Consider the following 21,004-nt stretch of genomic DNA (forward strand, 5'->3'; position numbering starts at 1 on the left):
GGCGCGAAAGGGGACCGTCGTGAAGAGATTGAGCTTGGCCGCGGCGCTGATGCTGGCCGCCTGTGGCGGTGGGCAGAAGCAGGCTCCGCCGCCGCCGCCGACAGTCTCCGTGGCCGCGCCGCTAGGCCGCGAGGTGGTCGACTGGGACGATTATGTCGGCCGCTTCGAAGCGCCGCAGGATGTCGAGCTCAGGCCCCGCGTCACGGGCACGGTGACCCGCATCTATTTCAAGAACGGCCAGGACGTGAAGCGGGGCGAGGCCCTGTTCGAAATTGATCCCCGTCCTTATCGTGCTGCATTGCAGCAGGCGGAGGCACAGATTGCCCGCGCCGAGGCCGCCGTCACCAACGCCCGCCAGGTCCAGGCGCGCACCCAGTCCCTGCTCGAGGCGCGCGCCGTCAGCCGCGAGGAGTTCGAGAATAATCAGGCGACGGTGCGCTCCGCCGAGGCCGATCTCGCCGCCGCCCGCGCGGCGCGGGACAATGCCCGGCTGAACGTCGGCTTCACCACGCTGCGCGCGCCCTTCTCGGGCCGCGTCTCGGATCGCCGGGTCGATCTCGGCGCCTCGGTGACGGCGGACACGACGGTGATGACGCGGCTGGTCTCGATCGACCCGATCTGGTTCTCGTTCGAGGGCGCCGAAGCCTTCTACCTCAAGAATCTGCGCCAGGATCAGCGCGGCGAGCGCCGGTCGTCGCGCTACACCGCAAATCCCGTGGAAATCCAGCTTGCCGACGAGACCGGCTATCGCTGGCACGGCCGCATGGCGTTCCTCGACAACGCCGTCGATCCCAATTCCGGCACGATCCGCGCCAAGGCGGTGGTGCCGAACCCGACGCGCTTCCTGACGCCGGGCATGTTCGGCCGCGCCCGCCTGCTCGGATCCGGCACCTACCGGGCGCTGATGATTCCCGACGAGGCGGTGGTCACCGATCAGTCCCGCAAGCTGGTGTGGGTCACCAACCGCGAGAACAAGGTCGAACAGCGCGCCATCGAGACCGGGCCGATCGTCGACGGATTGCGCGTCGTCCGCGCCGGCCTCGCGCCGACCGATCTCGTCATCATCGAGGGCATCGGCCGGCTCCAGCCGGGCATGCCGGTGACGCCCAAGCGTACCGAGATCAAGGCCAGGCCGTCCGACAATACGCCGCATTCCCAGCCGCTGATCACGCCGCCCTCATCGCAGGCGACGTCGGCGGGCGCGCAATGAAGTTCCCGCATTTCTTCATCGACCGGCCGATCTTCGCGGCCGTGCTGTCGGTGCTGATCGTGATTGTCGGCGCCATCGCCTATCCGTCGCTGCCGATCGCCCAATATCCGGAGATCGCACCGCCGACGGTGGTGATCACCGCCACCTATCCCGGCGCCACCGCCGAGACGCTGGCCGAGACGGTGGCCGCGCCGATCGAGCAGGCGGTGAACGGCATCGAGGGCATGATCTACATGTCCTCCTCGTCGACGGGCAACGGACAGACGCAGATCACCGTCACCTTCGGCCAGGGCACAGACGTCGATCAGGCGCAGGTGCTGGTGCAGAACCGCGTCCAGACCGCCGAGCCGCGCCTGCCGGAGGATGTCCGCCGCATCGGCGTGACGGTGAACAAGAATTCGCCCGACATCCTGATGGTGGCGTTCTTCACCTCGCCGGACAACTCGCTCGACGAGCAATATATCGGCAATTACGTCACGCTGCAGGTGCTGGATCGCCTGTCACGCGTGCAGGGCGTGGGCGGCACCATCTCGCTCGGCGGGCGCGATTACAACATGCGCGTGTGGGTCGATCCGGACCTGGCCGCGTCGCGCAACCTGACGGTGGACGAGGTCGTCGCCGCGATCCGCGCCCAGAATGCACAGGTGGCCGCCGGCGCCGTCGGCCAGCCGCCCTATGGCAAGACGCGTTCGGCCTTCGAGCTCGGCGTGCAGGTCAAGGGCCGGCTCACCAGCCCGGAGGAATTCGGCCAGATCATCGTCAAGCGCGAGACCAATGGCGCGCTGACCCGGCTGCGCGACGTCGCCCGCATCGAGCTCGGCGCGCAGGATTATGGCACCAACGCCTATCTCGGCAAGAAGCGCGCGGTGGCGCTCGGCATCACCCAGCTGCCCGGCTCGAACGCGCTGACCACCGCCGCTGCCGTCAAGGCGGAGCTGGCGGAAGCCGCCAAGAGCTTCCCGGCCGGCATGGCCTATTCGATTGATTATGATCCGACGATCTACATCCAGGATTCGATCGTCGAGGTGCAGCATACGCTGATCGAGGCGATCATCCTCGTCGCGCTGGTGGTGCTGATCTTCCTCCAGAGCTGGCGCGCGGCGATCATCCCGATCATCGCCATCCCGATCTCGCTGGTCGGTTCGATGGCCGTGCTGGCGGCGTTCGGCTATTCGTTGAACAACCTCTCTTTGTTCGGGCTGGTGCTCGCCATCGGCATCGTCGTCGACGACGCCATCGTCGTCATCGAGAATACCGAGCGGCTGATGGAGGAGGAGGGGCTCGCCCCTCGCGAGGCCGCGCACAAGACCATGGACGAGGTGTCCGGCGCGCTGATCGCGATCGCGCTGGTGCTGGTCGGCGTGTTCGTGCCGACGATGTTCATTCCCGGCATCTCCGGTCAGTTCTACCGCCAGTTCGCGCTGACCATCTCGTCGGCGACGGTGATCTCGGCCTTCGTCTCGCTGACCCTGTCGCCCGCGCTCGCCGCCCTCATCCTGCGTCCGCGCCACAGCGACGGGCCGGTGCGCGACGGCATCCGCGGCTGGCCGCAGCGTTTCTCGCGCGGGTTCAATCGCGGCTTCGATGCCCTCTCGGCCCGCTATGGGCGCTGGACGGCGCGCTTCGTGCGCATGCTGGCGGTGATCGGCGTCGTCTATCTGATGCTGATCGCGGTGGCCGGCTGGCGCTTCTGGTCGACCCCGGCGGGCTTCATCCCGACGCAGGACCAGGATTACCTGATCGGCATCGTCCAGCTGCCGCCCGGCGCCTCGCTGGAACGCACCGACGCGGTGCTGCGCCAGACGATCGAGGCCTCGCTGAAGAATCCGTCGGTGCGCACCGCGGTCGGCTTTGCCGGCTTCGACGGCGCCAGCTTCACGCCGGCCCCCAATGCCGGCGCCATCTTCTTCGCGCTGAAGCCGCGCAAGGAACGCCACGACGAGGGCGCTGCCAAGGTCCAGGGCGAGTTGTTCGGCGCCTTCGCCGGGGTGACCGGCGGCGACATCCTCGTCATCCAGCCGCCGCCCGTGCAGGGCATCGGCACGGGTGGCGGCTTCAAGATGATGATCGAGGACCGTCGCGGCCTCGGCTACGCGGCGCTCGCCGGCGCCACCTTCCAGATGATGGGGGCGGCCAATCAGCTGGAGAGCGTGGCCGGCGCCTTCTCGGTATTCAACGTCGGTACGCCGCGCCTCGGCGCCGAGATCGACCGCGAGCGCGCCGAGCAGATGGGCGTGCCGGTGGCCAACATCTTCTCGACGCTGAATGCCTATCTCGGCTCGGCCTATGTCAACGACTTCAACTATCTCGGCCGCACCTACCGGGTGACGGCGCAGGCCGACGCGCCCTATCGCGACGATCCGTCGGACGTGCTGCAGCTGCGCACGCGCTCCGCCTCTGGCGAGATGGTGCCGCTGGCCGCGATCATGTCGTTGACCAACACGTCCGGCCCCTATCGCGTGGTGCGCTACAATCTCTATCCGGCGGCCGAGCTGCAGGGCGATACCAAGCCCGGCTATTCCACCGGCCAGTCGCTGCGCGCGATGGAGGAGCTCGCCGCCAGGACGCTGCCGGCCGGCTTCTCCTATGACTGGACCGAGATCGCCTATCAGCAGAAGCAGGCGGGCAATACCGGCGTGATCGCCTTCGGCCTCGCCGTGGTGTTCGTGTTCCTGCTGCTCGCGGCGCTCTACGAAAGTCTGGTGCTGCCGCTGGCGGTGATCCTGATCGTGCCGATGTGCCTGCTGGCCGCGATCCTCGGCGTCAACGCGATGAGCATGGACAACAACATCCTCACCCAGATCGGCCTCGTCGTGCTGATCGGCCTCGCCGCCAAGAATGCGATCCTGATCGTCGAGTTCGCGCGGCAGGGCGAGGAGGAGGGGCTGGAGACGCGCGCCGCCGCCGAGCGCGCCGCCCATCAGCGCCTCCGCCCGATCCTGATGACCTCGATCGCGTTCATCCTCGGCGTGCTGCCGCTGGTCACCAGCGACGGCGCCGGCGCCGAGATGCGCCAGGCGCTGGGCGTGGCGGTGTTCTTCGGGATGATCGGCGTGACCATCTTCGGCCTCGTCTTCACGCCGGCTTTCTACGTGATCAGCCGCCGGTTCGGTGACTGGGCCGGCCGTGTCGTGCTCCGTCGCGACCGACATCCGCCGCACGGCCCTGCCGCCCATCCGGAGGCCGGCGCATGATCGCCCGCGCGCTTCTTCTCGCCGCGGCCGGCGGCCTCGCCCTGTCGGCCTGCGCGGTCGGGCCGGATTATGTGCGGCCGAAGCCGGCGGCGGACGCCACCGGCGCCTTCGCCGAACCGGCCGTCAGCGATCCGCAGGCCAGCCGCGTGTCGACCGCCGCCGCCGGCGGCCAATGGTGGAAGCTGTTCGAGGACCCTGCGCTGGATCGGCTGGTCGCCGATGCCCTCGCCCATAACCCGGACGTGCGCACCGCCGCCGCCAATCTCCAGCAGGCCCGCGGCGTGCTCAGCGAGGCGCGCGGCGCGCGCCTGCCGACGACGACCCCATCGGCCTCCTACACCCGCCAGCGCATCGGCGCCGGTGCGCTCGCCGGCCAGGGCATTCCCGGCGCCGGCGCGGCCGGCCCGACCCATTATGACTTCGACTTCTACCAGCTCGGCTTCGACGCCTCCTACGAGGTCGATCTGTTCGGCAGGGTGACGCGCTCGATCCAGGCGGCGCGCGGCGATGCCGAGGCGGCGGCCGCCAATCTCGACGCCGCGCGCATCGCCGTCGCCGCCGAGACGGCGCGCACCTATGCCTCGGCCTGCTCGTCCGCTGCCCAGGCGGCGGTGGCGCGCGAGACCGCGGAGCTGCAGGAGCAGACGCTCGACCTCACCCGCCGCCTGCTCGCCGGCGGGCGCGGCACCCAGCGCGATCTCGATCAGGCGACGGTGCTCGCCGAAAATGCCCGCGCCCAGGTGCCGACCTTCGAAGCCGAGCGCCGCGCCTCGCTTTATGCACTGGCCGTGCTCACCGGTCGCCCGCCGGCCGAGGTCGACCAGGCGGCGGCGCAATGCACCGTCGCGCCGCGCGTGAAGACGCCGATCCCGGTCGGCGACGGCGCCGCCCTGCTCGCGCGGCGACCGGACGTCCGCGCCGCCGAACGGCGGCTGGCGGCGCAGACGGCGCGGATCGGGGTGGCGACGGCGGCCCTCTACCCGTCGATCACGCTGGCCGGCTCGGCGACGCTCGGCGCGACGCGCACCGGCGACCTCGGCTCGGCGCGCTCCTTCGGCTTCTCGCTCGGCCCATTGATCCAGTGGAGCTTCCCGAACATCTCGGTGGCGCGCGCCCGCATCCGCCAGGCCGAAGCCGGCACCGCCGCCAGCCTCGCCACCTTCGACAAGACGGTGCTCGCCGCGCTGAGCGAGACGGAGCAGGCGCTGGCGCGCTATGCCGGCGCGCTGGACAGCGATGCCGCGCGCGAACGATCCGCCGCCGCCGCAGAGGATGCCGCGAAGCTGTCGCGGCTGCGTTTCGATTCGGGGCGTGATTCCTTCCTGCAACTGCTCGATGCGGAGCGTGATCGCGCCACTGCGCGCGCGGCGCTGGCGCAATCGCGCGCGACCTTGGCCAGTGCGCAGGTCAGCCTGTTCAAGGCGCTGGGCGGCGGGTGGGAAGATGCGCCGGCGATCGACACCGGCGTGCGAATCGGCACGGGTGATGTCGTCGCCAGCGAACGCCGCAGCGCTGCTGCACCGCGATAGAGAGTTTCGCCGCAGGGTAATAAAATTTCTGTAGCCGGAATGCGCTGTTTCGCCGGCTTGCCGCAGCGTGAATGCACCACGATTTGACGCGGCGGCGGAAACGCGCTCACCTTATCGGACGTTTCGCGGACTGATTGATCCGCCCCGAGAGGAGCCGAACGGCTAGATGAGTACGACCCAGGCGGGCGAAGGGCGGAACATCCCGCCGCTGTCGCTCCATGTGCCCGAGCCGCGTTATCGCCCGGGGGACATAGTGAGCTTCGCCGAGGATCCGACACTGGCGGAGGCGGGCGCGGTGCGTCGGCCGGCGCCGGATGCCGCTCCCGATACGATGCGTGACCTGCCTTATACGCTGGTCCGGGTGCTCGATCCGGAGGGCCGCGCGGTCGGCCCGTGGGATCCGCGCCTGTCGCCGGACCGGGTGCGCGCGATGCTGCGCAAGATGATGCTGACCCGCGCCTATGACGAGCGCATGTATCGCGCCCAACGCGCCGGCAAGACCAGCTTCTACATGAAATGCACCGGCGAGGAGGCGGTTTCCATCGCCGCCGCCGAGGCGCTGGACCGGGGCGACATGTGTTTCCCCTCCTATCGCCAGCAGGGCCTGCTGATCGCGCGGGACTGGTCGCTGGTCGACATGATGTGCCAGGTCTATTCCAATCGCGGCGATCGGCTGAAGGGCCGCCAGCTGCCGATCATGTATTCGGTGAAGGAGGCGGGCTTCTTCTCCATCTCCGGCAATCTCACCACCCAATATCCGCAGGCGGTCGGCTGGGCGATGGCGAGCGCCGCCAAGGGCGACACGCGCATCGCCGCGGCGTGGTGCGGCGAGGGTTCGACGGCGGAGGGCGACTTCCATTCGGCGCTGACCTTCGCCAGCGTCTATCGGGCGCCGGTCATCCTCAATGTCGTCAACAATCAATGGGCGATCAGCTCCTTCCAGGGCTTCGCCGGCGGCGAGGCGACGACCTTCGCGGCGCGGGCGCTCGGCTATGGCGTGGCGGGCCTGCGCGTCGACGGCAATGACGCGCTCGCCGTCTATGCCGCCACCGAATGGGCGGCGGAGCGGGCGCGCGGCAATCACGGGCCGACGCTGATCGAGATGTTCACCTATCGCGCCGAGGGCCATTCGACCTCGGACGACCCGTCCGCCTATCGCGCCGCGGACGAGGCGAAATGCTTCCCGCTCGGCGATCCGGTCGAACGGCTGAAGGCGCACCTGATCCTGCTCGGCGAATGGGACGAGGCGCGCCATGCCGCGCAGGCCGAGGAGGTTGCCGTCCAGGTCCGCGACGCCCAGCGCGAGGCGGAAAAGCTGGGCGTGCTGTCCGGCGGCGACTTCAAGCAGGATTTCCAGACGATGTTCGAGGACGTGTTCGAGGAGATGCCGTGGAATCTCGCCGAGCAGCGCGACCAGATGAACGCCGAGCGCAAGGCGGCGGGGATCTGACATGGCAGTGATGAACATGATCCAGGCGATCAACAGCGCCATGGACGTCGCCATGGAGCGCGACCCCGACGTCATCGTCTTCGGTGAGGATGTCGGCTATTTCGGCGGCGTTTTCCGTGCCACCGCCGGCCTCCAGAAGAAGTTCGGCAAGAACCGCGCCTTCGACACGCCGATCTCGGAAAACGGCATTGTCGGCGTGGCGGTGGGCATGGCCGCCTATGGCCTCAGGCCGGTGCCGGAGATCCAGTTCGCCGACTATATCTATCCGGGGCTGGACCAGCTCGTCTCCGAGGCGGCGCGGCTGCGCTATCGCTCGGCCGGCGAGTTCACCGCGCCGATCACGGTGCGCTCGCCGTTCGGCGGCGGCATCTTCGGCGGCCAGACGCACAGCCAGAGCCCGGAGGCGATCTTCGCCCATGTCGCCGGGCTGAAGACGGTGATCCCGTCCAACCCTTATGACGCCAAGGGCCTGCTGATCGCCGCCATCGAGGATAATGACCCGGTCATCTTCTTCGAGCCGAAGCGCATCTATAACGGCCCGTTCGACGGCCATTATGATCGCCCGGTCCAGCCCTGGTCGAGGCATCCCGCCTCCGAAGTGCCGGAGGGCCACTATACCGTGCCCCTCGGCAAGGCGGCGGTGGTGCGCGGCGGTGAGGCGGTGACGATCCTCGCCTATGGCACCATGGTCCATGTCGTCATGGGGGTCGTCGCCGAGCAGGGCATCGATGCCGAGGTGGTCGATCTGCGCACGATCGTTCCGGTCGACATCGCCACCATCGAGGCCTCGGTGAAGAAGACCGGTCGCTGCCTGATCGTGCACGAGGCGACGCGCACCGGCGGCTTCGGCGCGGAGCTGTCGGCGCTGGTCACCGAGCGCTGCTTCCACCATCTCGAGTCGCCGGTGGAGCGTGTGACCGGCTGGGACACGCCTTATCCGCATAGCCTTGAATGGGCCTATTTCCCGGGGCCGGTCCGCGTCGGCGAGGCCCTGAAGCGTATTTTGGAGGACTGACCCGTGGCGCGCGTACCGTTCAAGCTGCCGGATATCGGCGAAGGCATCGCCGAGGCCGAGATCGTCGCGTGGCACGTCAAGCCGGGCGACCATGTCGAAGAGGATTCGCCCATCGCGGACCTGATGACCGACAAGGCCACGGTCGAGATGGCCGCCCCCGTCACGGGCACGGTGATCGAGATCAACGGCCAGGTCGGCGACCAGATCGCCATCGGCTCGATCCTCGCGGTGTTCGAGACGGCCGGCGAGGAAGGCGCGTCCGACGCTGCGGGAGCCGGCGAGACCGCCCCGCCGGTCGCCGACGGCCCCGCCGCGCCCGAAGCGAAGCCGCCGGTCGAGGCCGCTGCCGAGGCGCCGGAACAGGCGCCGGCTCCCGTTGCGGCCCCTGCGGCTGCGCCCGCGCCCGCCCCCGTGCCGGCACCCGCCGCGACAGCTGAGGTCCGCAAGGTGCTCGCCTCGCCGGCGGTGCGCGCCCGCGCCCGGGATCTCGGCGTCGATCTCGCCGAGGTGAAGGCAGCGGACGGCGATCGCGTGCGCCATGCCGATCTCGATGCCTATCTGCGCTATAATGGCGCGCAGGGCTTCGGCGCGGCCGGCGTGAAGCGTGCCGACGAGGCGATCCGCGTCATCGGCATGCGCCGCCGCATCGCCGAGAACATGGCCGCCTCCAAGCGCCACATCCCGCATTTCACCTATGTCGAGGAAATCGACGTCACCAAGCTGGAGGCGGTGCGCGCCGACCTCAACGCCAGCCGCGGCGGGCGGCCGAAGCTGACCATGCTGCCTCTGCTGATCGTCGCGATCTGCAAGGCGATCCCCGAATTCCCGATGATCAACGCGCGCTACGACGACGAGGCCGGCGTCGTCACCCGCTCCGGCGCCGTCCATCTCGGCATGGCGACGCAGACGCCGGCGGGCTTGATGGTGCCGGTGATCCGCGACGCGCAGGATCGCAACATCTGGCAGCTCGCCAGCGAGATCACCCGCCTCGCCGAGGCGGCGCGCACCGGCAAGGCCAGGTCCGAGGAGCTGAGCGGCTCGACGCTGACCGTCACCTCGCTCGGGCCGCTCGGCGGCATCGCCACCACGCCGGTGATCAACCGGCCGGAAGTGGCGATCATCGGCCCCAACCGGGTGATCGAGCGGCCCGTGATCCGCGACGGCGAGATCGTCGCGGCGAAGCTGATGAACCTGTCCATCTCGTGCGACCACCGCGTCGTCGATGGCTGGGATGCGGCGAGCTTCGTGCAGGCCGTGCGCCGCCTGCTGGAAACACCGGTGCTGCTGTTCGCCGACTAGCCCCCGACCGACGTTCAGCCTCTGGCGCGCCCTTCCGTTGCCGTTCAAGCTCAGCCTGAACGGGGTCGGGTGACTCCGTCGGGATTTAAGCCGCCGGCGCCGGCGGCTGGTGATGGGCGCGGAACAGCTTGCCGCGCTCCGTCGCTGCCACGATCCCCAGCGCGACGATCGCAAAGACCGTGAAGCCCGCCGCCACCGGCACCGTCGTCCCGTCAAACTGCTGGCCGATGGCGAAGCCGGCCAGCGCCCCGCCCACCGTGCTCGCAAAGCCCTGTAGCGAGGCCGCGGCGCCCGCGACGCTGCCCAGATTCTCCATCGCCATCGCCCCGAAATTGGCGCCGCACAGCGAAAAGCAGAACATCGTCAGCGCCTGGAGGATCGCGAAGCTGGCCAGCGTCTCATGCCCCGTCGCGGCGACGAGGAGATGGACGGCGCCGCAGCCGAGCAGCCCGATCAGCGCGGTGTGCGACACACGCCGCGTGCCCAGCCGCTCGACGATGCGCGAGTTGAGGAAGGAGCCCACCGCCATGCAGCTGCCGATGGTCGCGAACACCACCGGCAGCGCATGCGGCCGATGGAAGGTGTCGGCCGTGATCTGCTCCACGGAGTTGATGAAGCCGAACAGCCCGCCTGACAGCAAGGTCATCGCCAGCGTGTAGCCCACCGACATGCGATCCCTGACGACGCGGGCCCAGGCCGCGGCGATGGCCCGCGGATCGATCGAGCGGCGGAATTCGGGATGCAGGGTTTCCGGCAGCTTGAGCGCCGTCCAGGTGAGGATCAGCGCGCCGAGCACGCCGAGCAGACCGAAGATCCACCGCCACGGCCCGACCATCAGCACCAATGTACCCACGCTCGGTGCCAGGATCGGCACCACCAGGAAGACGATGAAGGCGAGGCTCATCACCCGAGCCATCGGTCGCCCGGAATAGCAATCGCGCACCACCGATACCGCGACGACGCGCGACGCGGCCGCGCCGACGCCCTGAAGCCCGCGGGCGATGATCAGCATGGTGAAGCTGCCCGACACGGTGATCACCACCGAGAAGAGCACATAGGCGGCGAGCCCGCCGATCAGCACCGGCCGCCGCCCGAACCGATCGGACAAGGTGCCGTGGACGAGCTGCGCCACGCCGAAGCCGAGCAGATAGGCCGTGATCACCCATTGCCGGTCATTCTCATGGGTGACGCCGAGACTGTCCCCGATCGCGGCCAGCGCCGGCAGCATGGAATCGATCGCCAGCGCGTTCAGCATCATCATGCACGCCACCATCGCGACGAAGGCGCGAAAGCTCAGCCCGGGATGCGGACTGTTGGCAGGTGGCGATGCAGACATGATGATTGCGGCAATGCAGCAGAGGGGGCGGCTTGTCCATCTTTGGAGTTTGCCGGCTTGAATGCTATGCGCCTCGCCAACTCTCCCGAAAGAATGACTTGCCTGTGGCGACGCCTCTCGAAAAGATCCGTAATTTCAGCATCATCGCGCACATCGATCATGGCAAGTCGACGCTCGCCGATCGGCTGATCCAGCGCACCGGCGGCCTGACGGATCGCGAGATGTCGGCGCAGGTGCTCGACAACATGGATATCGAGAAGGAACGCGGCATCACCATCAAGGCGCAGACCGTGCGCCTCGAGTGGAAGGGTCATGTGCTGAATCTCATGGACACGCCGGGCCATGTCGACTTCGCCTATGAGGTCTCGCGCAGCCTCGCGGCCTGCGAGGGCGCGCTGCTGGTGGTGGACGCGGCGCAGGGCGTCGAGGCGCAGACGCTGGCCAATGTCTATCAGTCGATCGAGCATGATCACGAGATCGTGCCGGTGATCAACAAGATCGACCTGCCCGCCGCCGAGCCGGAAAAGGTCCGCCACGAGATCGAGGATATCATCGGCCTCGACGCATCGGGCGCGGTGCTCGCCTCGGCCAAATCGGGCATCGGCATCGACGAGATACTGGACGCGATCGTCGAGCGCATCCCCGCGCCCAGGGGGGATATCGACGCGCCCTTGAAGGCGATGCTGATCGACAGCTGGTACGATCCTTATCTGGGCGTCGTCATCCTTATCCGGGTGATCGACGGGATGATTCGCAAGGGTCAGCAGATCAAGTTCATGAACGCCGGCACCCAGCATCTGGTGGATCGCGTCGGCTGTTTCCGCCCGAAGATCGAGCAGCTGACCGAACTCGGCCCCGGCGAGGTCGGCTTCATCACCGCCCAGATCAAGGAGGTCAGCCAGACCGCTGTCGGCGACACCATCACCGACGTGAAGCGCCCGGCGGCAGAGGCGCTGCCCGGCTTCAAGGAAGTGCAGCCGGTGGTGTTCTGCGGGCTGTTCCCGGTCGACGCCAACGATTTCGACAAGCTGCGCGAATCGATCTCCAAGCTCCGGCTCAACGACGCCTCGTTCAGCTTCGAGATGGAGACCTCGGCAGCGCTCGGCTTCGGCTTTCGCTGCGGCTTTCTCGGCCTGTTGCACCTGGAGATCATCCAGGAACGGCTGACCCGCGAATATGATCTCGACCTGATCACCACCGCGCCGTCGGTGGTCTACAAGATTCATCTCACCCATGGCGGCGGCGAGATCGAGCTGCACAATCCCGCCGACATGCCCGATCCCAACAAGATCGAGATGATCGAGGAGCCGTGGATCGAGGCGACGATCTACGTGCCCGACGAATATCTCGGGCCGATCCTCAAGCTCTGCCAGGATCGCCGCGGCATCCAGAAGAACCTCACCTATGTCGGCGGCCGCGCCCAGCTCGTCTATGAGCTGCCGCTCAACGAGGTGGTGTTCGATTTCTACGACCGCCTGAAATCGATCAGCCGCGGCTATGCCAGCTTCGACTATCACCAGACCGGCTATCGCGAGGGCGACCTCGTCAAGATGTCGATCCTCGTCAACAACGAGCCGGTCGATGCCTTGTCGATGATCGTCCACCGCGCCGCCGCCGAGGCGCGCGGCCGCCACATGTGCGAGCGGCTGAAGGACCTCATCCCGCGTCATCTGTTCAAGATCCCGATCCAGGCGGCGATCGGCGGCAAGGTCATCGCTCGCGAGACGATCGCGGCGCTGCGCAAGGACGTCACCGCCAAATGCTATGGCGGCGACGCGACCCGCAAGCGCAAGCTTCTCGAAAAGCAGAAGGAAGGCAAGAAGCGGATGCGCGAATATGGCTCCGTGCAGATCCCGCAGGAAGCCTTCATCGCCGCGCTGCGCATGGGCGACGAGGGATAGGGCATCGCGCCGGACGGGCACCGTGCCGCCCCACGATCCTCGCCACCCTACATGATCCTGACCGTCGCGGGGCGGGGCCACGCCCGTCGTTAGCCGGCGCTCTCGCGAAGATAGGCCCGCATCCGCTCCTGCACCTCGGTGGTGAGCGCCACAGTCATGCAGTCCGGCGCCTCGCGGTCGGGGATCTTGCGGAGCAGGCCGCGCTCTTCGAGCAGGTCGACCCAGCGCCGCGCCGCTGCCGCCGGCACGCCCGCCGCCGAGCCGACGCGGGCGAGCGGCGCACGCACATGGGTCTCGCTGGCCAGGAACAGCTCGAGCATGATCTCCCACGCCGGATTGGCGAACAGGTCCTCGCCGAACAGCGCGGCGCGGCGCCGGCGCTCTTCGAGCAGGTGGCGCGCCGTCTCCGCCGGGTCCGTCTCAATCGCGTCGGCGGGCCTCCCGATCATGTTCAGACATGACCAAGCGCGTGCAGGCTGACCACGCCGGAACGCGCGATGATCATGTGATCGAGCAGGCGGATGTCGAGCGCGTTGGCGGCGTTGGCGAGCAGGCGGGTGGTGTCGATATCCTGCCGGCTGGGCTTGGGATCGCCGCTCGGGTGATTGTGCGCGAGCACGATCGACGAGGCGCCCAGCTCCAGCGCGCGACGGATGATGTCGCGCGGCTGGCAAGGGGCGAAGCCGATCGTGCCGCGCGCCACCATCTCGTCGCGGATCAGTCGGTTGCGGACGTCGAGATACAGCGCGTGCACCTCTTCATGCGACAGGTTGGCGAGCTGCATGCGCAGATAGGCGACGAGCGCGTTGGCGTTGGAAAGCAGCGGCTCCTCCAGCCGCTCGGGCCGCAGGCTGTGCAGCATCGAGGCGCGCATCGTCGCGAGCAGTTCGGCGACAGGCTTGCCGGCGATCGCGACCAGCCGTTCGGGGCTCGCCGACAGCGTCTGGCCGAGCGAGCCGAACTCCTCGATCAGCCGCGCCGCGACGGCGGCGGCATTGCCGGCGAGGATGGGGTGTAGGAGACCGCCCAGGAGCTGTCGGCACCGCAGGCGGCCAGCCGCCGCTGATGACGCCACGTCGCCACCACCAGCACCAGCAGCATCGGATAGATCGAAAGGGTCACGGCGTTTCCGTACACCCTCGGGATCACGTCCGGCGCGAGAATGCTGAGGTGCGAAACCAAATTCACGCCCTGCATGGCGGTCATCCAGAGTGGCCAAAACCGCCTCGTCGTCAGAGCCAGGATGAAGAACAGCGCGAAGACGATCAGATCGACCATCAGCATGCCGTGTTCGACGTGTTGGAAGCGGGTGAGCCATGCGGAAGCAACCAATGGAGAAAGCACGGAACCGAGGAACAGGATGGCGGCCGCGATCCGCTCCGGCGCTCCGCCGCGCATCAGCGCATAGCCGCATGCGAGCACCAGGAGCACCGAGAACAGAATGAAACGGATCATCCCTTATCCGGATCACCAATGGCGATCCGGATCAAGAGCCGGACGGCCGGATCACGGCACGGCGACGCTGTCGCCGAGGCTGGTCACCGGAATGCGCAGGTCCTTGCGGGTCTGGTTGAGCGTGTAATGGCCGGCGGCGGTCTGCTCCATCGCCTGGGCCAGGCTGTTCAGCGCGGCGGCGATCTGCGCGAAGGCGGGCTGGCCGGCGATCGGGGAAAGGCCGGCGGCGGTGCGGGCGACCGACATGGTCATGGCAAGCTCGCCGCCCTTGGCGAAAGCCTCGGAGAGCGCGAGTTCGAAGGCGTTGAGGCTGAGGCCGATCTCTTCGGCGGCCTGGAAACGGGCGTCACGGGTGTGACGGAGCTGCGTAACGGACATAACTTCTCCCTAGCGCGCAGGGCATCGCTGCCCGCGCGGCTTTCTGAAGGTGAGCGATCCTGAATTGGGGTCAGCGCGCCAGCGAACGCGCCAGTTGGGAGAGCGTCGCGAAGCTGTTGATCAGCAATCCGGTGCCGACCAGCAGGCCGAACAGGATGATCAGCGACCACATGCCTCGCTGCCAGATCGTCAGGTCATTGTGCGGCCTCCGGGCTGTCCGGAAGGGCCAGTCGAATGTCGCGGGCGGGGTCAGGGAGAAGTGATCGAACGCCGCGCGCTCTTCCCCGACATGCACACCTCTGAACGCTTCGCCAGGCTCCCTCTCGGGTTCAGGTGACGAGGCAAAGGTGGCGAAATCGACGGATTCGGAAACCCGTATCGGATCGCATGTGATTCGATACGGGGCGGCTTCATCCTCCCCGTAGCCGGTCTCATGGACATGGAAGAGGGTGGCGGCCTCGATCCGGTTGGCAACGCCGAGCTTGGCACGCGCGCTGTCGAGATAGCCGTCGACAGTGCGTTTGGAGAGGCCGAACAGCCGCGCAATGTCCTTGGATTGCTTGTGCTGATACACCAAGCGTAGACATTCACGCTCGCGTTCGGTCAGATCGGCAAAGCGAACTGGCTGCATGCGCATCCCGTACCGGAAAACAATCGTCCACCGGGCGACCCGGCATTGCTGGCAAGCTATATCGTTTCGTCGTCTGATTTGACAGGCATTCCGCGACACAGGCGTGACCCGATCGCCCGAATCCGGGGTTTCTCCTTCAGTTTTGGCGGATGGCCGCGATTTATTGGCAGTCATCGCGGGGATCGCCGAATGAACAACGGGCGAATCGCCTGGGGCTTTACGCCGTCGGCCGGCTGGGCGAGAGCATCGGCGATGGAACCCGCGATCGTCTTCTACGTGGCGCGCGCCGACAATGGCGTCATCGGCCGCGACGGCGGCCTGCCCTGGCGGCTGCCGGCCGACCTCAGGCGCTTCAAGGCGCTGACCATGGGCAAGCCGATGCTGATGGGTCGCGCCACCTTCGAGAGCCTCGGCGGCCCGTTGCCCGGCCGGCGCCATCTGGTGCTGACCCGCGACGCCGGCTGGCGGGCGGACGGCGCGGAGCCGGTGCCGACGCTGGCCGCCGCGCTCGCCGCGGCGGGGCCGGTAGCGGAGCTGGCGGTGATCGGCGGCGCGCAGGTCTTCGCGGCGCTCCGCGCCCGCGCGGCCCGCGTCGAGCTGACCGAAGTGCACGACATGGCCATTGCCGGGGATACCATCCTGCCGGCCTTCGCCGCCGAGGAAGGCTGGCGCGAGACTGCGCGCGAGGATCATCCCGCCGCCGATGGTCGCCCGGCCTACAGCTTCGTTACGCTGGTGCGCCGCGCCTGAGCTTCCTATAGCAGCGGCAATGGAAACTCTGTCGAGCGACGTGGCCGTGCCGGCGGGCCTGAGGGGGGCTATCGTCGCGCTGGGAAATTTCGACGGCTTCCACCGCGGCCATCAGGCGGTGGTCGGCCGTGCCGTTTCGCGTGCGCGCGCCGAGGGGCGGCCGGCGATCGTCGCCACCTTCGATCCGCATCCCGCCCGCCTGTTCCGGCCCGATGCCGCCCCCTTCCTGCTCACCACCATTCCGCAGCGCGTCGCCCTGTTCGCGGCGGCAGGCGCCGACGCCGCCTATGTGCTGCGCTTCGATCGGGCGCTGGCCGGAGTCGCCGCCGCCGAGTTCGTCAGCGACTGGCTGGTCGGCCGGATCGGTGCCGCCGGCGTGGTGACCGGCGAGGATTTCAGCTTCGGGCGGGGCGGCGCCGGCAATGCCGCGGTGCTCGCCGAGCTGGCGGGCGCGCACGGCGTTTCCGCCGACGCGGTGGCACCGGTGGTGGCGGACGAGGCGCCGGTCTCCTCGTCGCGCATCCGCCAGGCGCTGCGCGACGCCGATCCGGGGGAGGCGGCGCGGCTGCTCACTCGCCCCTTTGCCATCCGCGGCACGGTGATCCACGGCGACAAGCGCGGCCGGACGATCGGCTACCCCACCGCCAATCTGCTGCTCGGCGATTATGTGCGGCCGGCCTATGGCATCTATGCGGTGCGGGGGCGCCTCGCCGACGGGCGGGTGCTGGATGGCGCCGCCAATCTCGGCGTCCGCCCCAGCTTTGATCCGCCGCGCGAGCTGCTCGAGCCTTATTTCTTCGATTTCTCCGGCGATCTCTACGGGCAGGAGATCAGCGTCGAGCTGATCGCCCACCTGCGCGCCGAGGCGAGGTTCGACACGCTCGCCGCGCTCACCGCGCAGATGGAGGCGGATTGCGAGCGGGCGCGGGCGATCCTTGCCGGAAATCGCCCGCTGGCTTAAGCGCCGGGGCGATGACCGACACCTCCTCCAAGCCCGACTGGCGCGACACCGTCTTCCTGCCGAAGACCGACTTCCCGATGAAGGCGGGCCTCGCCGCCAGGGAGCCGGCGATTCTCGCGAAATGGGCGGGCGAAGACCTGTACGGCAAGCTGCGCGCCGCCCGCGCCGGCCGCGAGCGCTTCATCCTTCACGACGGCCCGCCCTATGCCAATGGCGACATCCATATGGGCCACGCCATGAACAAGGTGCTGAAGGACATCATCGTCCGCAGCCAGACCTTGCTCGGCAAGGATGCGCCCTATGTCCCCGGCTGGGATTGCCACGGCCTGCCGATCGAATGGAAGGTCGAGGAGGCCTATCGCGCGAAAAAGCTGAACAAGGACGAGGTGCCCGTCGCCCAGTTCCGCGCCGAATGCCGCGCCTATGCCGAAAAATGGGTGGCGGTGCAGCGCGCCCAGTTCGAACGGCTGGGCGTGATGGGCGATTGGGACGATCCCTATCTGACGATGAAGTTCGAGGCCGAGGCCGCGATCGTGGCGGAGCTTCTGAAGTTCGCCGAGACCGGCCAGCTTTATCGCGGCGCCAAGCCGGTGATGTGGTCCCCGGTGGAGAAGACCGCGCTCGCCGAGGCGGAGGTCGAATATGAGGACATCACCTCCACCCAGATCGACGTCGCGTTCGAGATCGTCGAGAGCGCGATCCCGGAGCTGGTCGGCGCTTATGCGGTGATCTGGACGACGACGCCGTGGACGATCCCGGTCAACCAGGCGCTCGCCTATGGGCCGGAGGTGGACTATGTTCTGCTCACCGCCGATCGCCGCTATCTGGTCGCCGCCGAGCTCGCCCAGACGTTTGTCGCACGCGCCGGGCTCACCGTATCGGATCGCAGTCAGCCGATCCGGGGCAGCGCGCTCGCCGGCACGATCGTTCGTCACCCGATGCACGCCATCGGCGGCTTCTTCGCGCGGCCGCGCCCGATGCTCCCCGGCGACTTCGTCACCACCGACAGCGGCACGGGCCTCGTCCATATGTCGCCGGATCATGGCGAGGATGATTTCCTGCTATGCAAGGAACACGGCCTCGATCCGGTGTTCGCGGTCGAGGGCGACGGCAAGTACCGCGCCGACTGGGCGTGGCTCGGCGGGCAGGGCTCGGTGATCAACCCGAAGTTCAACGCGCCGGACGGGCCGATCTGCTCGGACCTGCGCGAAACCGGAGCGCTGCTCGCGGCGAGCGCGGATTACCGGCACAGCTATCCGCATAGCTGGCGCTCCAAGGCGAAGGTGATCTTCCGGGCGACCCCGCAATGGTTCATCCCGATGGACCGGCCGATCGCCGACAGCGCCATTCCCCGTTGCGCCGAGGAGGAGCGCATCCGCGCCGGCTCGAACGATCCGACGCTGCGCGAGCTGGCGCTCGACGCCATCGACCATACGCGCTGGGTGCCGGAAAAGTCGCGCAATCGCATCCACGCCATGGTCTCGGGCCGGCCGGACTGGGTGATCAGCCGCCAGCGCGCCTGGGGCGTGCCGATCGCGCTCTATGTCGATCGCCGCACCAGCGAATATCTGCGCGATCCGGCGGTCAACGCCCGCATCGTCGAGGCTTTCAGGCTGGGCGGCGCCGACGCCTGGTTCGCCGCCGATCACGCCGCGCTGCTGGGCGAGGGCCGGGATCCGGCCGATTACGAGATCGTCACCGATATCCTCGACGTGTGGTTTGATTCGGGCTCGACCCATGCGTTCACCATCGAGGCGCGCTATGGCGCCGGCGTCCGCGCCGATCTTTATCTGGAGGGGTCGGACCAGCATCGCGGCTGGTTCCAGTCCTCGCTCCTCGAAAGCTGCGGCACGCGCGGCCGCGCGCCCTATGAGGCGGTGCTGACCCACGGCTTTGCGCTCGACGGGCAGGGGCGGAAAATGTCCAAATCGGTCGGCAATGTCGTCGATCCGCTCAAGATCATTGGCGAGAGCGGGGCGGACATCCTGCGCCTGTGGGTGGCGAGCACCGATTATTTCGAGGATGTGCGCATCGGCAAGGAGATCCTCGCCGGCACCTCCGACTCCTATCGCAAGCTGCGCAACACCTTCCGTTACCTGCTCGGCGCGCTCGACGGGTTCAGCGAGGCGGAGCGGGTGCCGGTCGCGGAGATGCCGGAGCTGGAGCGCTACATGCTCCATCTCACCGCCGCGCTGGAGGCGGAGCTGCGCGCCGCCACCGACGGCTTCGAGTTCAACCGCTACGCGCGCGCGCTTACCGAATTCTGCAACAACGACCTGTCCGCCTTCTTCTTCGATATCCGCAAGGACAGCCTCTATTGCGACGCGCCCGCCGATCCGAAGCGGCGCGCCTATCGCACCGTGCTCGACGTGCTGTTCCATGCGCTGGTGCGCTGGGCGGCGCCGATCCTCTGCTTCACCGCCGAAGAGGTCTGGGCGGCGCGCTTCCCCGAGGGGGGCAGCGTCCACATGCTGGAATGGCCGGTCCTCCCCGAGGGCAGCGCCGCGTCCGAGGGGCTGGCGCTGCGCTGGCAGCGGGTGCGCGAACTGCGCCGCCGGGCCACCGAGGAGATCGAGCCGCTCCGCCGCGCCAAGGCGCTCGGCTCCAGCCTGGAGGCGCGCGTCGGCCTGTCTCTATCGGCGGAGGACGCGGCCTTGCTCGCCGGGATCGACTTCGCCGAGATATTCATCACCGCGCCGGTGGTGACCGAGACGGACGGGCCCGGCGGTGCGATCCTCGTCACCCGCACCGATCATCAGAAATGCGGCCGCTGCTGGCGCCACCTTCCCGAGGTCGATGAGGAAGGCGATCTCTGCGCGCGCTGCGCCGGGGTGGTCGAGGCATGAATCGCGTGACGCGCGCCGGCTACGCCACCGCGCTCGCGGTGATCCTGGTCGACCAGCTCACCAAATGGATCGCCGCCGGCCCGCTGGATCTCACCGGCCGGCTGATCATCCCGGTGCTGCCGATCTTCGACCTGCGCTATGTGCAGAATTTCGGCGTGTCGATGGGCTTCCTCGTCGCCGACAGCGACACCGGCCGCTGGCTGCTGGTGGCGATGACCGGGCTGATCGCGCTTGTCCCGGCGATCTGGATCCTGCGCGAGAAGAGCCGGGCCGATGCCGTCGCCCTCGGCCTGGTGCTGGGCGGCGCGCTCGGCAACATCCTCGATCGGGTGCGGCTCGGCCATGTGTTCGATTTCCTCGACCTGCACTTCGGGGACTGGCACCCTTTTCTCGTGTTCAATGTCGCCGATGCGGCTATTACGCTCGGTGTCGTAGCGCTGCTGCTGCGCGCCTTCCTGGTGCGCGGCGAGCCGGCGGTTTCGGAGGATAAGCATGCGTAAGGTTGTGGTCGTGGTGGGTCTCGTGGCGGCAGCGGGGACGCTGGCGTCGTGTGGAGGCCACAAGGGCGGCGTGTTCGCCGGCCGCGCCGGCCCGGACGAGCTGGCCGTGTCGCGCCAGCAGCCTCTCGTCATCCCGCCGGATTTCAACCTCGTGCCGCCGCGCCCCGGCGCGCCCCGCCCGCAGGAGGCGGACAGCTCGACCCAGGCATTGCAGGCGATGTTCGGCGGTCAGGCGCAGCGCAGCGAGACGGAGAAGGCGGTGCTGAGCGCGGCCGGCGCCGGCCGTGCCGAGGAGGGCATCCGCTCCACCGCCGGCGATCCGGCGACGGAGACGGTCAACAAGGGCCAGACCACGCGCGACATCCTCAACGCGCCCGCCGCGCAGGGCAAAGAGGCCACGGTGCAGACCGGGCAGCAGCCGAAGTAAGCGGACGCGCGCCGTCGCGCCCATAGTACGGATCCTCGACATCGCTCAGTCCCGCTCGAAGGGCGGGGCAGGTCCATCCGGAACAATGTGGGTGGCCCGGATTCGGGCGACCCGCACCCCCT

General features: G+C 68.3%; 18 protein-coding genes. 12 read left to right on the plus strand and 6 right to left on the minus strand.

What is annotated here, in order from left to right:
• Positions 1–19: 19 nt before the first annotated feature.
• From KOF26_RS05265 to KOF26_RS05290, 6 genes are all read left to right on the plus strand, one after another.
• Positions 20–1,210, plus strand: a complete 1,191-nt coding sequence (locus KOF26_RS05265; protein ID WP_363181857.1) for an efflux RND transporter periplasmic adaptor subunit — start codon at positions 20–22, stop codon at positions 1,208–1,210.
• A complete protein-coding gene (locus KOF26_RS05270) occupies positions 1,207–4,404 on the plus strand; it encodes an efflux RND transporter permease subunit (RefSeq protein ID WP_216321190.1) in 3,198 nt (1,065 codons plus the stop codon). The genes KOF26_RS05265 and KOF26_RS05270 overlap by 4 nt, the downstream gene beginning before the upstream one ends.
• Positions 4,401–5,933 carry an efflux transporter outer membrane subunit gene (locus KOF26_RS05275; RefSeq protein WP_216321195.1) on the plus strand — a complete coding sequence of 511 codons (1,533 nt, stop codon included), beginning with the start codon at positions 4,401–4,403 and terminating at the stop codon, positions 5,931–5,933. Before KOF26_RS05270 ends, KOF26_RS05275 begins: the two co-directional genes overlap by 4 nt.
• Positions 5,934–6,099: 166 nt before the next feature.
• Positions 6,100–7,383 carry a thiamine pyrophosphate-dependent enzyme gene (locus KOF26_RS05280; protein ID WP_216321198.1) on the plus strand — a complete coding sequence of 428 codons (1,284 nt, stop codon included), beginning with the start codon at positions 6,100–6,102 and terminating at the stop codon, positions 7,381–7,383.
• A 10-nt stretch (positions 7,384–7,393) separates the two neighbouring features.
• Entirely contained in the window at positions 7,394–8,398 is a 1,005-nt protein-coding gene (locus tag KOF26_RS05285; RefSeq protein ID WP_301183117.1) for an alpha-ketoacid dehydrogenase subunit beta, read from the plus strand.
• Between the two features lie 3 nt (positions 8,399–8,401).
• Entirely contained in the window at positions 8,402–9,697 is a 1,296-nt protein-coding gene (locus KOF26_RS05290) for a dihydrolipoamide acetyltransferase family protein (protein WP_216321203.1), read from the plus strand.
• 85 nt (positions 9,698–9,782) lie between these two features.
• On the opposite strand, the gene KOF26_RS05295 is transcribed toward KOF26_RS05290, so the two are convergent.
• Positions 9,783–11,033 carry a multidrug effflux MFS transporter gene (locus KOF26_RS05295; RefSeq protein ID WP_216321206.1) on the minus strand — a complete coding sequence of 417 codons (1,251 nt, stop codon included), beginning with the start codon at positions 11,031–11,033 and terminating at the stop codon, positions 9,783–9,785.
• 104 nt (positions 11,034–11,137) lie between these two features.
• Here KOF26_RS05295 and lepA point away from each other — a divergent pair, with 104 nt between their 5' ends.
• On the plus strand, positions 11,138–12,934 hold the full coding sequence (gene lepA, locus KOF26_RS05300; RefSeq protein WP_216321209.1) for a translation elongation factor 4: 1,797 nt from the start codon (positions 11,138–11,140) through the stop codon (positions 12,932–12,934).
• An 89-nt stretch (positions 12,935–13,023) separates the two neighbouring features.
• Here the strand turns inward: lepA and KOF26_RS05305 are convergent, their stop codons facing one another.
• From KOF26_RS05305 to KOF26_RS05325, 5 genes are all read right to left on the minus strand, one after another.
• Positions 13,024–13,383, minus strand: a complete 360-nt coding sequence (locus KOF26_RS05305) for a hypothetical protein (protein ID WP_216321212.1) — start codon at positions 13,381–13,383, stop codon at positions 13,024–13,026.
• Between the two features lie 2 nt (positions 13,384–13,385).
• The gene (locus KOF26_RS05310) at positions 13,386–14,009 is read right to left on the minus strand and encodes a JAB domain-containing protein (RefSeq protein ID WP_216321214.1); all 624 of its coding nucleotides are present in this window, start codon (positions 14,007–14,009) and stop codon (positions 13,386–13,388) included.
• Positions 13,904–14,389, minus strand: coding sequence for a hypothetical protein (locus KOF26_RS05315; RefSeq protein WP_216321217.1), 486 nt, complete (start codon positions 14,387–14,389; stop codon positions 13,904–13,906). Before KOF26_RS05315 ends, KOF26_RS05310 begins: the two co-directional genes overlap by 106 nt.
• Positions 14,390–14,440: 51 nt before the next feature.
• Positions 14,441–14,767, minus strand: a complete 327-nt coding sequence (locus KOF26_RS05320; protein WP_216321219.1) for a hypothetical protein — start codon at positions 14,765–14,767, stop codon at positions 14,441–14,443.
• Positions 14,768–14,837: 70 nt separating this feature from the next.
• Complete coding sequence (locus KOF26_RS05325) at positions 14,838–15,404, minus strand: response regulator transcription factor (RefSeq protein WP_216321222.1); 567 nt, start codon at positions 15,402–15,404, stop codon at positions 14,838–14,840.
• 246 nt (positions 15,405–15,650) lie between these two features.
• Here KOF26_RS05325 and KOF26_RS05330 point away from each other — a divergent pair, with 246 nt between their 5' ends.
• Genes KOF26_RS05330 through KOF26_RS05350 form a run of 5 tightly spaced genes read left to right on the plus strand, consistent with a single transcriptional unit; the run spans position 15,651 to position 20,882 of the window.
• Positions 15,651–16,148: a dihydrofolate reductase gene (locus KOF26_RS05330; RefSeq protein ID WP_216321765.1), complete on the plus strand. Its 498-nt coding sequence runs from the start codon at positions 15,651–15,653 to the stop codon at positions 16,146–16,148.
• A gap of 19 nt (positions 16,149–16,167) precedes the next feature.
• Entirely contained in the window at positions 16,168–17,109 is a 942-nt protein-coding gene (locus KOF26_RS05335) for a bifunctional riboflavin kinase/FAD synthetase (RefSeq protein WP_216321225.1), read from the plus strand.
• Positions 17,110–17,120: 11 nt separating this feature from the next.
• Positions 17,121–19,955, plus strand: a complete 2,835-nt coding sequence (gene ileS, locus KOF26_RS05340) for an isoleucine--tRNA ligase (RefSeq protein ID WP_216321228.1) — start codon at positions 17,121–17,123, stop codon at positions 19,953–19,955.
• The gene (lspA, locus tag KOF26_RS05345) at positions 19,952–20,455 is read left to right on the plus strand and encodes a signal peptidase II (RefSeq protein ID WP_216321231.1); all 504 of its coding nucleotides are present in this window, start codon (positions 19,952–19,954) and stop codon (positions 20,453–20,455) included. The genes ileS and lspA overlap by 4 nt, the downstream gene beginning before the upstream one ends.
• Positions 20,448–20,882 (plus strand): DUF3035 domain-containing protein, encoded by a 435-nt coding sequence (locus KOF26_RS05350; protein WP_216321234.1) that lies wholly within the window; start codon positions 20,448–20,450, stop codon positions 20,880–20,882. The genes lspA and KOF26_RS05350 overlap by 8 nt, the downstream gene beginning before the upstream one ends.
• Positions 20,883–21,004 lie beyond the last annotated feature (122 nt).

The organism is Sphingomonas quercus (genome assembly GCF_018863195.1).
Lineage (GTDB): Bacteria > Pseudomonadota > Alphaproteobacteria > Sphingomonadales > Sphingomonadaceae > Solisphingomonas > Solisphingomonas quercus.

Excerpts from the sequence above, each read along its gene's own strand:
- KOF26_RS05270 (WP_216321190.1), top strand. The coding sequence starts at position 1,207 with ATGAAGTTCCCGCATTTCTTCATCGACCGGCCGATCTTCGCGGCCGTG.
- KOF26_RS05275 (WP_216321195.1), top strand. The coding sequence starts at position 4,401 with ATGATCGCCCGCGCGCTTCTTCTCGCCGCGGCCGGCGGCCTCGCCCTG.
- KOF26_RS05280 (WP_216321198.1), top strand. The coding sequence starts at position 6,100 with ATGAGTACGACCCAGGCGGGCGAAGGGCGGAACATCCCGCCGCTGTCG.
- KOF26_RS05285 (WP_301183117.1), top strand. The coding sequence starts at position 7,394 with ATGAACATGATCCAGGCGATCAACAGCGCCATGGACGTCGCCATGGAG.
- KOF26_RS05295 (WP_216321206.1), bottom strand. The coding sequence starts at position 11,033 with ATGTCTGCATCGCCACCTGCCAACAGTCCGCATCCCGGGCTGAGCTTT.
- KOF26_RS05305 (WP_216321212.1), bottom strand. The coding sequence starts at position 13,383 with ATGATCGGGAGGCCCGCCGACGCGATTGAGACGGACCCGGCGGAGACG.
- KOF26_RS05315 (WP_216321217.1), bottom strand. The coding sequence starts at position 14,389 with ATGATCCGTTTCATTCTGTTCTCGGTGCTCCTGGTGCTCGCATGCGGC.
- KOF26_RS05320 (WP_216321219.1), bottom strand. The coding sequence starts at position 14,767 with ATGTCCGTTACGCAGCTCCGTCACACCCGTGACGCCCGTTTCCAGGCC.
- KOF26_RS05325 (WP_216321222.1), bottom strand. The coding sequence starts at position 15,404 with ATGCGCATGCAGCCAGTTCGCTTTGCCGATCTGACCGAACGCGAGCGT.
- KOF26_RS05330 (WP_216321765.1), top strand. The coding sequence starts at position 15,651 with ATGGAACCCGCGATCGTCTTCTACGTGGCGCGCGCCGACAATGGCGTC.
- KOF26_RS05335 (WP_216321225.1), top strand. The coding sequence starts at position 16,168 with ATGGAAACTCTGTCGAGCGACGTGGCCGTGCCGGCGGGCCTGAGGGGG.
- ileS (WP_216321228.1), top strand. The coding sequence starts at position 17,121 with ATGACCGACACCTCCTCCAAGCCCGACTGGCGCGACACCGTCTTCCTG.
- lspA (WP_216321231.1), top strand. The coding sequence starts at position 19,952 with ATGAATCGCGTGACGCGCGCCGGCTACGCCACCGCGCTCGCGGTGATC.
- KOF26_RS05350 (WP_216321234.1), top strand. The coding sequence starts at position 20,448 with ATGCGTAAGGTTGTGGTCGTGGTGGGTCTCGTGGCGGCAGCGGGGACG.